The organism is Peribacillus sp. NPDC060253, from assembly GCF_042727425.1.
Lineage (GTDB): Bacteria > Bacillota > Bacilli > Bacillales > DSM-1321 > Peribacillus.
Genome location: NZ_JBHXAS010000128.1, coordinates 1 through 13044 on the forward strand (window position 1 = coordinate 1; position 13044 = coordinate 13044).

Genomic DNA, 13044 nt, shown 5'->3' on the forward strand with positions numbered 1-13044 from the left:
GCTCTTCAGCGCCGATGGTAGTTGGGGGTTTCCCCCTGTGAGAGTAGGACGCCGCCAAGCCATTTTAAAGATCAGCCATCCGGCTGGTCTTTTTTCGTTGTTCCAGGATAGGGACGATCCATTCGCCATTTTTAGTTAAAACAATCAAAAGTTAAACCTTTCTGACTTAATCCATTCAAATATTAGGAATGGCACCTTAGCTTGGCTTATTTTAAGGAATTGGACTATGCAGGGGTAATCATCGTTAGGCATGGTTTTCATCAGCTCTGCCCACCATTCTGTTTCATAACGGGCTATTATGCTTAGGTTATAAGAAATCAAATAATGTATCAAAAGTTCAGGTAAGGAAAATGCCGAAGAGTCTTTATTAAGAGATAGCATGAAATGTCCTTCTGCCAAGTTATACTTTATTGGGGAAGATGCATTATGAATGAGACCATCATCCGTTTTTAAGTGCAGTGTCCCAGGAGCTTCAGTGATGCGATAAATCTGTTTCGTTTTAGATGACAAAAATTCCTCCAATCGACTGCCAGACATTTGATAGCTATCCAATATGGCTAAGGGTAATTGAAAACCGTTCGAAGAGGGCAATAGGGTGACGAAGTTTTTCCGGGAAATAGTCCATGAATGGCTCTGCATATCTGGAATTTCTTTTAAAAGCGTCCCCATCGAATATTTTTCGCCTTCCAGATGCCTGATATGGAACAATTTCTCGGCAATGCAGGTGAACAGTCCGTGCTTTTGCGTTTTCACCTCGTCTTTTAAAAACTCGTATTGTTGTTTTTTTCTTTTTCTTGTAGTTACCCCATGGGCAAGTAACGAAGTGGATTCAGGATAGTTAGGATCAATCGTGAGCAGGCAGGCCTTTAACAATTGAGCAAACCCATAAAAGGAGAGGATCGGTTGTATGGAAAGTGGAGCTATGGCTGCCTGATTATAATAAGTTTGTGCATGTTCAAGATGGTAAATAAACGGATAACAATTTTCGTAACTTTTTATTTCCGCATCTGCTATTTTTTCGTGCGTGTAACATTTTTGCAAAAAAAGTTGTGAGGAAGATGCGGAAAAAAGTGGTGTATATTTATCGAAATTATCATTGTTTTCAGGCATTGCAGCCACACCTCTGAATTAATAGAATAATCAAACATTTATTTCTCTTCTTGACAGTAGTATGTCCAATTGATAACCTACAAATAATATTTTTAAGCAGGAGGGGAAAATAATGTGGGAAAATAAATTTGCAAAAGAAGGTTTAACCTTTGATGATGTCCTATTAATTCCAGCGAAATCAGAGGTTTTGCCGAAAGATGTTAACCTTCAAGTCAACTTAGCCGAAAATTTAAAGCTCAACCTTCCTATCATCAGTGCAGGAATGGATACCGTAACGGAGGCTGAGATGGCAATTGCCATGGCCCGCCAAGGCGGATTAGGTATTATTCATAAAAATATGTCCATTGAAGCACAAGCTGAACTGGTCGATAAAGTAAAACGTTCAGAAAGCGGTGTTATTACCGATCCATTTTTCTTAACTCCAGATCATCAAGTATTTGATGCAGAGCATTTAATGGGCAAATACCGCATTTCAGGTGTTCCTGTAGTCAACAATATAGAGGATCAAAAACTTGTGGGTATCATTACTAACCGTGATTTGCGATTTATTTCCGATTTCTCCTTGAAGATTTCCAGTGTCATGACTGTAGAAAATCTGGTAACAGCGCCAGTAGGCACTAATTTGGAACAAGCAGAGAAAATTCTTCAAAAATATAAAATCGAAAAGCTTCCCCTTGTAGATGATAATGGCGTTCTTAAAGGGCTTATTACGATCAAGGATATTGAGAAGGTCATTGAGTTCCCGAATTCGGCGAAAGATAAACAAGGAAGATTGCTTGCCGGTGCCGCTGTCGGTGTGACTAAAGATACATTGAAGCGTGTAGAAATGCTTGTTAAGTCCCATGTGGATGCGATTGTACTTGATACAGCTCACGGACATTCAGCGGGCGTCCTGGATGTTGTAAAAGAGATTCGCGAGACATATCCTGAATTAACGATCATTGCTGGAAACGTTGCAACGGCTGAAGGAACGAAAGCATTAATTGAAGCCGGTGCTGACGTAGTGAAAGTGGGAATCGGACCTGGATCAATCTGTACGACAAGGGTTGTTGCTGGTGTAGGTGTCCCTCAGATCACAGCAGTCTTCGATTGTGCAACAGAAGCAAGAAAATATGGAAAAACGATTATCGCTGATGGAGGAATTAAATACTCTGGCGATATCGTAAAAGCTTTAGCTGCTGGCGGACATGCAGTAATGCTTGGCAGTATGCTTGCCGGTGTAACTGAAAGCCCAGGTGAAACGGAGATATTCCAAGGACGCCGTTTTAAAGTATATCGGGGTATGGGTTCTGTTGCAGCCATGGAAAAAGGATCTAAAGACCGTTACTTCCAAGAAGATAACAAGAAATTCGTTCCAGAAGGCATTGAGGGTCGCCTGCCATATAAGGGTCCTCTTTCAGATACCATCTTCCAACTGATTGGTGGCATTCGTTCAGGTATGGGATATTGCGGTACAGCTACATTGGAAGAATTGAGAGAAAACTCTCAATTTGTCAAAATGACTGGTGCAGGATTAAGAGAGAGTCATCCACATGATGTCCAAATTACAAAAGAAGCACCGAACTATTCTTTGTAATAAAATTAACATATAATCGTCATTAAAATTTATTGTAAAAATAGACAGAGTCAACGATGACTCTGTCTATTTTTTTTATTTTTTCTGTGATAAACTAGACAAGGTGTCAAGGGAATTAGATAAAGTTTCTTCTTTGTTATAGGGATTAGCTTAAAAGTTGGAGGTATTGGAAATTGAAAAAAATCAGCAAGATTACCCTAATTTTCACTTTTGTTTTTGCTCTTGTTATGTCGCAATTTGCCTATCAACCGGGGGAAGCCTTTGCTGAATCTGATAATTTAGGTTTAAAAGCAGAGGCAGCCATCATTATAGATGGTAAAACAGGACAAATCGTGTATGAAAAAAATGCCGATAAAGTATTAGGGATTGCATCCATGTCAAAAATGATGACCGAGTACATCATCATGGAGTCAATTGAAAATGGGAAAATCAGTTGGGATCAAAAAGTTAAAATAAATAAGTATGTGCATGATCTTTCAAAAGCACCTAATTTGTCGAATGTTGGTTTGACGGAAGGTGAAGATTATACAGTCAAGGAACTTTATCAAGCTATGGCTGTTTATTCAGGTAATGCAGCGACAGTAGCATTAGCACAGCTGGTTTCTGGCAGTGAAAAGAATTTTGTTAAATTGATGAATGAAAAAGCAAAAAAATTAGGCTTGAAAAACCATAAATTCGTTAATGCCAGCGGTTTGAATAACACCGATTTATTAGGGCAGTATCCTACTGGCAGAGAAGATGAAGAAAATGTCATGACAGCAAAAGATACCGCTCTTCTTGCGTATCGTCTAATTAACGATTATCCGGAAGTATTGAAAATCGCCAGTATTTCCAAATTGAAGTTCCGTGATGGAAAAGAATATCCGAACTTCAACTGGATGTTGCCTGGCCTGATATTTGAATATAAAGGCGTGGATGGACTAAAAACAGGATCTACTGATTATGCAGGTTATGGCCATACAGGGACCGTTATCCGGGATGGTCAACGCTATATAACGGTTGTAATGAAGTCCACTAATAAAAATGAACGATTTGCAGATAGCACTAAGCTGATGAATTATGCTTATGCAACGTTTAAAAAAGAAAAAGTCCTCCCAGCTAATTACCAAGTGAAAGGGGAAGAAACCCTTTCGGTAATAAAAGGTAAGGAAAAGAACGTTAAGATTCAATCTGAAAAAGCCGTCGAGCTACTTGTTGAAAATGGTGAGAAAGATAACTATAAAACAGACTTAGTGATCGATAAAAACAAGTTGAACAAAGATGGTAAGTTGACTGCACCGATCAAAAAAGGCGAAAAGCTTGGTTACATCACAGTCACTCCTAAAAAAGGCGAAAGTTACGGATACATTAACGGAGAACCAGTGAAAGTTAGCGTCGTAGCTGCTGAATCTGTTGAAAAGGCAAACTGGTTCGTATTGTCAATGCGTGCAGTTGGCGGATTCTTTGGGGATGTATGGAGCAGTGTAGCTTCTACTGTAAAAGGCTGGTTCTAAGTTTCGTGTATAAAACGGTTGCGAAATGTATAAAATTATAGTACATTATGGAAAACAATGTGATTATAAGAAAGCAATGACAGGATATAGTAGCAAGTATTTCTTTCTATAGAGAGCCGGTGGCTGGTGGAAATCGGTGTGAGAGTATTGTGAATCCCTCCTGGAGCAGAGTATGGAACGCCTTATTGGGTCAGTAATTACTTTCGGTTAAAAGCCGTTATCGTGATAAGTGGTAGGCGTTTTTCATATGCCTTCAACTAGGGTGGCAACGCGGGTTAACTCTCGTCCCTTCTTCAGGGGACGGGAGTTTTTTGCGTTCTTTGATATATCATTAAAATATTGAGGAGGAATTTAACATGTTGGATTTAAAATATGTCCGAAATAATTTTGAAGAAGTGAAACGCGTACTGCAATTTAGAGGAGAAGATTTAACTGATTTAGGTAAGTTCGAGGAGTTGGATGTGAAGCGTCGAACTTTGATTGCCGATACGGAAAAATTGAAAAGCAAAAGAAATGAAGTTTCACAGCAAGTAGCCGTACTAAAGCGGGAGAAAAAAGATGCTGATCAGTTAATTGCTGAAATGCGTGAAGTTGGTGACCGAATCAAAGGATTTGATGATGAGCTTCGTGATGTGGAGGCCAAGTTAGAAACGTTAATGCTTTCCATTCCTAATATTCCGCATGAAAGTGTGCCGGTGGGTGAAACGGAAGACGATAATGTTGAAATCCGTAAATGGGGCGAATTGCCGGAATTCAGGTTTGAACCGAAGCCGCATTGGGATGTAGCTGGAGATCTAGGCATCCTTGATTTTGAACGGGCAGCAAAAGTGACAGGCAGCCGATTTGTATTTTATAGAGGTCTTGGTGCTCGATTAGAGCGTGCTTTAATTAGCTTCATGCTTGATCTTCATGTTGAAGAACATGGATATGAAGAAATGCTGCCTCCATATATGGTGAACCGTGCAAGCATGACTGGTACGGGTCAATTGCCAAAGTTCGAAGAGGATGCCTTCCGAATTGAAAGTGAAGATTACTTCTTGATTCCTACTGCAGAAGTGCCCGTGACAAATTACCATCGTGATGAAATCATGAGTATGGACGATCTGCCAATAAGCTATGCGGCATACAGCGCTTCTTTCCGTTCAGAGGCAGGGTCTGCCGGTCGTGATACCCGCGGGTTAATTCGTCAGCACCAGTTCAATAAGGTTGAACTAGTGAAGTTCGTGAAGCCTGAAGATTCTTATGCGGAATTGGAAAACCTTACAGGTCATGCCGAAAAAGTCCTTCAATTGCTAGGACTTCCATATCGAGTACTAAGTATGTGTACGGGTGATCTTGGTTTCACTGCCGCTAAAAAGTATGATCTTGAGGTTTGGATTCCGAGTTATGGAACGTATCGCGAAATTTCTTCTTGCAGTAACTTTGAAGGATTCCAGGCTAGACGGGCCAATATCCGCTTCCGACGTGATGCAAAAGGAAAACCGGAACATGTCCATACTTTAAATGGATCAGGTTTGGCAATCGGCCGTACAGTCGCCGCTCTTCTTGAAAATTATCAGCAGGAAGATGGCAGTGTGATCATTCCTGAAGTATTACGACCATATATGCGTGGTGTGGAAGTCATTAAACCGTAAGTTAAGGAAAGGAATCGGCCTCTTTAAAAGGGGCTGATTCTCCTTTTTATCTAAGCTTAACAATTATTTTAAAAAACGTTCTAGAGTGCTTGACTTTGATTTTAATTCCATGTATTATAATAAATGTTGATACGGAGGTATACCCAAGTTCGGCTGAAGGGATCGGTCTTGAAAACCGACAGGGGAGTCAAATCCCGCGGGGGTTCGAATCCCTCTACCTCCTCCATAACTTATTAATAACCACAGCGCATAAATTGGATATCGATGAATCCCGTTACAGAAATGTAACGGGATTTTTGTTTTCTAATATACTAAAAACCACTGGGTTACCAGTGGTTTTTCTGTTTTACATATTTCGTAACAATTTAGTTTGCTCCATATATTCAGCAATCCGTTTTATAAGAGGTTCGATACTTGCCTCATCTTGCATAAGGTCATATTCATTTATATTTAATCGAAGGACAGGACATGCATTGAATTGATCGATCCATTCTTCATAACGGCCGTGCATTTCCTGCCAATATTCAATTGGGGTATGCTGTTCCATTGGACGGCCTCGTTCTTGGATACGATCGATAATATCGTCCAGTGAGCCTTCAAGATAGATAAGTAAATTAGGGTGCGGGAAGTAGGGCGTCATTACCATGGCGTTGAAAAGACTAGTGTATGTTTCATAGTCCACTTCGTTCATTGTCCCTTTTTCATAATGCATCTTTGCAAATATTCCAGTATCTTCATAAATGGAACGGTCTTGGATGAAACCTCCCCCGTATTCAAAGATTTTCTTTTGCTCTTTAAAACGTTCAGCGAGGAAGTAGATTTGCAGGTGGAAACTCCAACGATTAAAATCATCGTAAAACTTATCCAGGTAGGGGTTCGTATCAACCTTTTCAAAGGATGTCCTGAATTGAAGGGCATCGGCTAATGCATTGGTCATGGTCGACTTTCCTACGCCAACCGTCCCTGCTATCGTAATGACGGCGTTGTTTGGAATATTATATTTCTTTCGTAAGTTCATTTGACTTTACTCCTTTTTGCAGGGCATTCTCTATTTGGCTGATTATCGTTTTCAAATCATCCTTATTCCCGACGAAATCCAGTTCATCTCCGTTAAATGTAAGAACAGGAATATCAGGGTGTTGTCTCTCAAACGTTTCCATGAATGTCTGATAATCCGCCGATAACTGCTCTAAATAAATGGAGGATATATTTTTTTCGACTTCACGCCCTCTTTTGCCGATTCGTGACAGAAGTGTATCAAGACTTGCATGCAAGTAAATCACCATATTAGGCTTTGGCATATCCCGTGTCAAAATATTGAATATTTCAAGGTATTTGTCGTATTGTCTGTTTTTCAACGTTCGCTCAGCAAATATCAAGTTCTTGAATATATGGTAATCAGCCACCACGGCCTGGTCATTCGTTAGATGTTTTATTTCGATATCTTCCAATTGTTTATATCGGTTACATAGAAAAAACATTTCTGTTTGAAAGCTCCACTCATCAATATTGTCGTAGAATTTTCCGAGAAATGGATTTTCATCTACAATTTCCTTCAATAATGATATTTGAAAATGATCCGCGATAACTTTTGCCAGTGATGTTTTTCCCACGCCGATTGGTCCTTCGACAGTGATAAATGGGGTGGATTTCATCCTAACTGTCCTCCTTCAATGAGGTATCAAGGCGAAATTCCCAATTTATTAGGTTTTTCAGCCAAGAGATATTGTATCACAGACTTGGGACTTAAGTGATATTTTTGTCAGGTTGATAATGAAGGAGAATGAAAGAGTGTTTTACGAGGAGATATGTTGCCTAGTTCGGCTGAGTACCTTATATGTCCCCGCTTTTTTTAATGGAAGCCTTGAGAACATGGTTCATCATCTTTAATGCATAATGATTATCTTCCTTTGATGCTGAAGCGATGCAATCCTCAGGTATCCATAATTCATATTCTCGCATATAAGCGTCATTAGCCGTGAAAAGCACACAGATGTTTCCAGCTATGCCGGTAATGATTAAGGTTTCCACTTTCAATCGTTTGAGTAGTGTATTGAGTGCTGTCCCATAAAATGCAGAATGCTTAGGCTTGATGAGAAAAAACTCGTCTTGCTGCGGTTTGATCCTTTCGATCAATCGGGCATTTCCTTCGTTTTTACAGGTGTCGATTATTTTATCGAAGTCAGCCTGCCATAAATCATAATGGTCATTGATATAAATGATCGGAAAACCTTTTTCTTTCATTTGTTTTTTTAAATTCAAAATCGGCTCGATGATAAGCATGGTATGTTCAAGGAGCATATCACCGTGTTTGAATTCGAAATCATTGATCATATCAATGATAAGCAAGGCAAAGGAAGGCGATTTAGGTCGATTCATGTTATATCCTCCTTTTATTGTGAGAATTTACTTGCAGCTGGTATGCCGCTTGCGTTACTATTCATTAGAATAAGTAGTATGACCTTTATTTTGTTCTATATTTGTCTGTTTACTCCTACTTAATATGAGGGGGCTTTTTTATGAAGGATGATGTTTATTACATGAATTTAGCCTTAAAGGAAGCCAAAAAGGCGCAGATGTTAAATGAAGTGCCGATTGGCGCCTTAATCGTAATAGATGATAAAGTTATTTCGACAGGGCACAACTTGAGGGAAACGGAACAGAATGCAATTGCACATGCTGAGCTGCTTGCGATCAATGAGGCCTGCCGTGCTACTGGAAGTTGGCGTCTTGAGGATGCAACGTTATATGTCACATTGGAACCTTGTCCGATGTGTGCGGGTGCTATTCTGCAATCCAGGGTAAGGCGGGTTGTTTTTGGAGCGTTTGATCCAAAGGCAGGTTGCGCAGGGACATTTATGGATTTACTTCAAGATGAACGCTTCAACCATCAATGTGAAGTAACAAGCGGTGTATTGGGGGAAGAGTGCGGTGGGATATTGACTTCTTTTTTTAAAGAGCTTAGGGATCGAAAGAAGACTTTGAAAAGAGAGAAAGCACTAAAGCGTATTGAAGAAAATAAATAAAAGTAAATAATGATCGTTGAACGCGCAGCTTTTCTTCTGTTGAAAAATATTGAAACCATTCTGTTCAATGAACAACACTTGCGTTTTTTTTGTTACCTTAGTATAATGAATTATGCGTCGGTAAGACGCTATGAATTTGGTATTACATTTGCCGTGCTAGACGGGGAGGTAGCGGTGCCCTGTACTCGCAATCCGCTCTAGCGAGGTTGAATCCCTTCTCGAGGTTAGCATTCTGTAGGGCCTGCCTTAAGTAAGTGGTGTTGACGCCCGGGTCCTGCGCAATGGGACTCCATGAACCATGTCAGGTCCGGAAGGAAGCAGCATTAAGTGGAAGTTCTCATGTGCCGCAGGGTTGCCTGGGCCGAGCTAACTGCTTAAGTAACGCTTATGGTTGCTAATCGACAGAAGGTGCACGGCAGTTATTTTACATAATCAAAAAACTCATTCGTTTCGGGTGGGTTTTTTTTTATGGCGTTTCGAAAAGAATGAGGCAATTAATGAATTTTATTTTTAGACTTTGAAATTAATGAAATCAGTAATGTATAATAAACAGGATGGAGAAAAAAGGAGGGATTTCCGTGGGGTATCAAGCATTATACCGGGTATGGCGGCCGCAACAATTCATTGATGTAGTTGGGCAGGAACATGTAACGAAAACGTTGCAGAATGCCCTGGTCGGACAAAAGGTTTCGCATGCCTATTTATTTTCCGGTCCACGTGGGACAGGGAAAACGAGTGCTGCCAAAATTCTGGCTAAAGCCGTGAATTGTGAGCATGCCCCTACGAGTGAGCCTTGTAACGAATGTGCTACCTGCCGCGGAATCACTGATGGCTCCATATCAGATGTTATAGAAATTGATGCAGCATCAAATAATGGTGTCGAGGAAATCCGTGACATTCGTGATAAGGTCAAATATGCACCGAACGCGGTTACATATAAAGTTTATATCATTGATGAGGTACATATGCTTTCACAAGGAGCTTTCAATGCCCTATTAAAGACATTGGAAGAACCTCCAAAGCACGTTATTTTTATATTGGCGACGACGGAACCTCATAAGATTCCACTAACGATCATTTCCCGCTGCCAAAGGTTTGATTTTAAAAGGATTCAACCGCAAGATATAGTCGGCAGGATGTCACAAATTGTCGCAGAAACGGGAGTTTCTTGTGACGAACAAGCCCTGCATATCATAGCGAGAGCGGCCGAAGGTGGAATGCGTGATGCACTAAGTCTGCTTGATCAAGCTATTTCCTTCAGTGCGGAGACTGTTTCTGTGGAAGATGCATTGACTGTCACTGGTTCTGTTTCGCAAGCATTTTTAAGCCGGTTGGCAAAAGCTATATATGATAAAGAAGTGGCAGTGGCACTTGAAGTCCTTGAAGAATTACTAGCCATGGGTAAAGACCCGGCTAGGTTTATAGAAGACATGATTTATTATTTCCGCGATATGCTTTTGTTTCAAACGGCACCAGCCCTTGCAGAGTCCTTTGAGCGTGTATTGATAGATCCGCAATTTAAAGAATTGGCAGAAGTGATCTCTTCTGAATCCATTTATTCCATTATTGAGAGTTTCAATCAAACACAGCAGGATATGAAGTGGACAAATCATCCAAGAATTTTTCTTGAAGTAGCACTTGTGAAGCTATGTAATGAGCAAAGGCCAACTCAAATGGATAATGGACAGCTTCAGCAGTTGCAGTTGAAAATAGAGGATTTAGAGAAGAAGTTACTGGAAATGCAGAAAAATGGCATCCCAGCGGCCATGACAGAAAAACCTGCTGAACAGGCGAAAGCACAGAGGGCCATTAAAAAAGCGTATAAAGCACCTGCAGGAAAGATCAATCAAGTTTTGAAACAAGCTACAAAACCGGATCTTCATGCTGTGAAAAGTAAGTGGGGGGAAATCCTTGAACAGTTAGGACTGCAAAACCAAAAGTCATTGGCAGCTTTATTAACGGAGGCAGAACCTGTTGCTGCGTCAACGGAAGCTTTTGTGGTAAAATTCAAATATGATATTCATTGTCAAATGGCAATGGAAAATAACCGTTTCGTGGAAGTGATTGCCTCGATCATGCAACAATTGACAGGGCATCGAATGGAGATAGCCGGTGTTCCGGATAGTCAGTGGCAAGGGTTGCGGGAGGACTTCATTTCAACACAGCAATTCGACGGTCCAGAAGAAACGGATTCAAAAGAGGAAGACCCCTTTATAGCAGAGGCTAGAAAATTAGTCGGCGATGATTTACTTGAAATTAAAGAATAATTGGAGGTAAGGAAAATGGGTATGCGTGGCGGTAATATGCAAAACATGATGAAACAAATGCAAAAGATGCAAAAGAAGATGGCAGAGGCACAAGAAGAATTAGGAGAAAAAAAGATTGAAGGCACTGCCGGCGGTGGAATGGTAACGGTTTTCGTGACAGGCCATAAAGAAATAGTTGATGTAATCATTAAACCTGAAGTTGTCGATCCTGATGATATCGATATGCTTCAAGATTTAGTGCTGGCTGCAACTAACGATGCTTTGAAAAAGGCAGAAGAACTGACAAACCAAACGATGGGACAATTCACTAAAGGAATGAACCTTCCGGGTATGTTTTAAGCAAGTTCCAAAAGAAACTTCCTTTTTGGAGGTTTCTTTTGGAGTTTATAGGAGGAATTTGATGCATTATCCAGAACCAATTTCCAAGCTCATTGATAGTTTTATGAAATTGCCGGGGATTGGGCCTAAAACGGCTGCGCGATTAGCCTTTCATGTGCTAAGCATGAAGGAAGATACTGTTTTGGATTTTGCAAAAGCACTTGTGAATGCAAAGCGGAATCTTATGTATTGTTCAGTCTGTGGTCATATTACGGATCAAGACCCCTGTTATATCTGTGAAGATCAAAAGAGAGACAGAAGTCTGATTTGTGTGGTTCAGGACCCGAAAGATGTAATAGCCATGGAGAAGATGAGAGAGTTCAATGGTTTATACCATGTACTGCATGGCAGTATTTCACCGATGGATGGAATCGGGCCGGAAGATATAAATATTCCTGATTTATTGAAGCGCCTGCAAGATGAAACAGTGCTGGAGGTCATTTTGGCGACTAATCCTAACATTGAAGGTGAAGCAACGGCCATGTATATTTCGCGGTTGCTCAGACCATCAGGGATTAAAGTGACTCGAATTGCCCACGGACTTCCAGTTGGCGGAGATTTGGAGTATGCCGATGAAGTGACGCTATCAAAAGCAATAGAAGGAAGAAGAGAAATATAGATAGCTGGGAGGACTTCACTTGTTCTTTCGTAAAAAAAAGAGGCTCCGAAATGAATTCAATGAGTCATTAATCGAAGAGCTTGAACATTTGAAATGGAATTGGCACAATCAAAAATCATTACTTGAAAAAAGCGTGGATCCATCTGAGGAAGTAATCACTCAAACAAGACTGGCGGAAGTGAAATACTTCTATTTATTCAGGGAAGTTAAAAGAAGGAACGTCCGTATAAAAAGATGATAAGGAGATGACTATGAAGGAATGGACTTCATAGTCATTTTTTTGTTTGGGTTCTTAATCCAACCATCCCTTCATATAAGTGTAGTACAAGCTTGCGGGGAGGAATGAGTTTGGAACCTGTTGTCTTTGTTGCTGTAATTGGCGGCCTGATCTTAATGTTACTCATTATCGGGACGCCCCTAAGACCCGTCCGGTTCATAGGGCAGGGGATTATAAAAATCATTATCGGTGCAGCCTTTTTGTTCTTTTTGAATACACTTGGGAATCAAGCTGGCATTCATGTACCTATTAATCCGGTTACTTCAGCGGTCGCCGGTCTGCTTGGAATTCCAGGAGTTGCAGCGTTGGCAGCCATTGGTTATTGGATCGTTTAAAGGGCTTAAACCTCATGGATATCTCCTTGAGGTTTTTATCCATGTTATAGTTGATTAATGTTTTTAAAAAAACTTGATTAAACTATTGACGAAAGCTAATCAAGCTGATAATATATTAGGAGTCGCCAATAACGACGGAATAAACTCCCAGTCAAAAAAAACAATGTGAAATAAAACATTGACATTAGAATGGGTAAATGATAAGATGATAAAGTCGCTTACGAGATAAACGACAAAAATTGCTCTTTGAAAACTGAACAAAACAAAGCGCCAACGTTAAATTTTAAGTGAGCACACACTATCAAAAAAGCAAATGAGCAAGTCAAACA

The 13044-nt window shown here is 40.3% G+C and carries 13 protein-coding genes, 1 tRNA gene, 1 other RNA gene and 1 other annotated feature; of the genes, 11 read left to right on the forward strand and 4 right to left on the reverse strand.

Features of this window, described 5'->3' with window-relative positions; genetic code table 11:
• Positions 1-144: 144 nt before the first annotated feature.
• A complete protein-coding gene (locus ACFWE9_RS22595) occupies positions 145-1110 on the reverse strand; it encodes a YaaC family protein (protein ID WP_377358910.1) in 966 nt (321 codons plus the stop codon).
• A 112-nt stretch (positions 1111-1222) separates the two neighbouring features.
• On the opposite strand from ACFWE9_RS22595, the gene guaB reads away from it, so the two are divergent.
• The 4 genes from guaB to ACFWE9_RS22615 all read left to right on the forward strand — a co-directional run bounded on the left by guaB (position 1223) and on the right by ACFWE9_RS22615 (position 6039).
• Entirely contained in the window at positions 1223-2686 is a 1464-nt protein-coding gene (gene guaB, locus ACFWE9_RS22600) for an IMP dehydrogenase (RefSeq protein WP_230162899.1), read from the forward strand.
• Positions 2687-2859: 173 nt separating this feature from the next.
• Positions 2860-4179 carry a D-alanyl-D-alanine carboxypeptidase family protein gene (locus tag ACFWE9_RS22605; RefSeq protein WP_230162897.1) on the forward strand — a complete coding sequence of 440 codons (1320 nt, stop codon included), beginning with the start codon at positions 2860-2862 and terminating at the stop codon, positions 4177-4179.
• Positions 4180-4246: 67 nt separating this feature from the next.
• Positions 4247-4472, forward strand: a binding site (T-box leader).
• A gap of 63 nt (positions 4473-4535) precedes the next feature.
• On the forward strand, positions 4536-5813 hold the full coding sequence (gene serS / locus ACFWE9_RS22610) for a serine--tRNA ligase (protein ID WP_230162895.1): 1278 nt from the start codon (positions 4536-4538) through the stop codon (positions 5811-5813).
• Positions 5814-5946: 133 nt separating this feature from the next.
• A tRNA-Ser gene (locus ACFWE9_RS22615) sits at positions 5947-6039 on the forward strand.
• Between the two features lie 120 nt (positions 6040-6159).
• Here ACFWE9_RS22615 and ACFWE9_RS22620 read toward each other — a convergent pair.
• The 3 genes from ACFWE9_RS22620 to ACFWE9_RS22630 form a co-directional block, all read right to left on the reverse strand.
• Positions 6160-6831: a deoxynucleoside kinase gene (locus ACFWE9_RS22620; RefSeq protein WP_230162892.1), complete on the reverse strand. Its 672-nt coding sequence runs from the start codon at positions 6829-6831 to the stop codon at positions 6160-6162.
• The gene (locus tag ACFWE9_RS22625) at positions 6809-7468 is read right to left on the reverse strand and encodes a deoxynucleoside kinase (RefSeq protein WP_377358913.1); all 660 of its coding nucleotides are present in this window, start codon (positions 7466-7468) and stop codon (positions 6809-6811) included. Before ACFWE9_RS22625 ends, ACFWE9_RS22620 begins: the two co-directional genes overlap by 23 nt.
• Before the next feature lie 178 nt (positions 7469-7646).
• The gene (locus ACFWE9_RS22630; protein WP_377358915.1) at positions 7647-8192 is read right to left on the reverse strand and encodes a cysteine hydrolase family protein; all 546 of its coding nucleotides are present in this window, start codon (positions 8190-8192) and stop codon (positions 7647-7649) included.
• 140 nt (positions 8193-8332) lie between these two features.
• Here ACFWE9_RS22630 and tadA point away from each other — a divergent pair, with 140 nt between their 5' ends.
• The 7 genes from tadA (at position 8333) to ACFWE9_RS22665 (ending at position 12715) form a co-directional block, all read left to right on the forward strand.
• The gene (gene tadA / locus ACFWE9_RS22635; protein WP_230162886.1) at positions 8333-8839 is read left to right on the forward strand and encodes a tRNA adenosine(34) deaminase TadA; all 507 of its coding nucleotides are present in this window, start codon (positions 8333-8335) and stop codon (positions 8837-8839) included.
• Between the two features lie 151 nt (positions 8840-8990).
• Positions 8991-9255, forward strand: an RNA gene (gene ffs, locus ACFWE9_RS22640) — signal recognition particle sRNA large type.
• A gap of 162 nt (positions 9256-9417) precedes the next feature.
• Positions 9418-11106 (forward strand): DNA polymerase III subunit gamma/tau, encoded by a 1689-nt coding sequence (dnaX, locus tag ACFWE9_RS22645; RefSeq protein WP_377358917.1) that lies wholly within the window; start codon positions 9418-9420, stop codon positions 11104-11106.
• 21 nt (positions 11107-11127) lie between these two features.
• Positions 11128-11445 carry a YbaB/EbfC family nucleoid-associated protein gene (locus ACFWE9_RS22650; RefSeq protein ID WP_230162903.1) on the forward strand — a complete coding sequence of 106 codons (318 nt, stop codon included), beginning with the start codon at positions 11128-11130 and terminating at the stop codon, positions 11443-11445.
• Positions 11446-11506: 61 nt separating this feature from the next.
• On the forward strand, positions 11507-12103 hold the full coding sequence (gene recR / locus ACFWE9_RS22655; protein ID WP_034316264.1) for a recombination mediator RecR: 597 nt from the start codon (positions 11507-11509) through the stop codon (positions 12101-12103).
• Between the two features lie 19 nt (positions 12104-12122).
• Positions 12123-12341: a YaaL family protein gene (locus ACFWE9_RS22660; protein WP_230162882.1), complete on the forward strand. Its 219-nt coding sequence runs from the start codon at positions 12123-12125 to the stop codon at positions 12339-12341.
• Between the two features lie 104 nt (positions 12342-12445).
• The gene (locus ACFWE9_RS22665) at positions 12446-12715 is read left to right on the forward strand and encodes a pro-sigmaK processing inhibitor BofA family protein (protein WP_377358919.1); all 270 of its coding nucleotides are present in this window, start codon (positions 12446-12448) and stop codon (positions 12713-12715) included.
• The last annotated feature ends 329 nt before the right edge of the window (positions 12716-13044 follow it).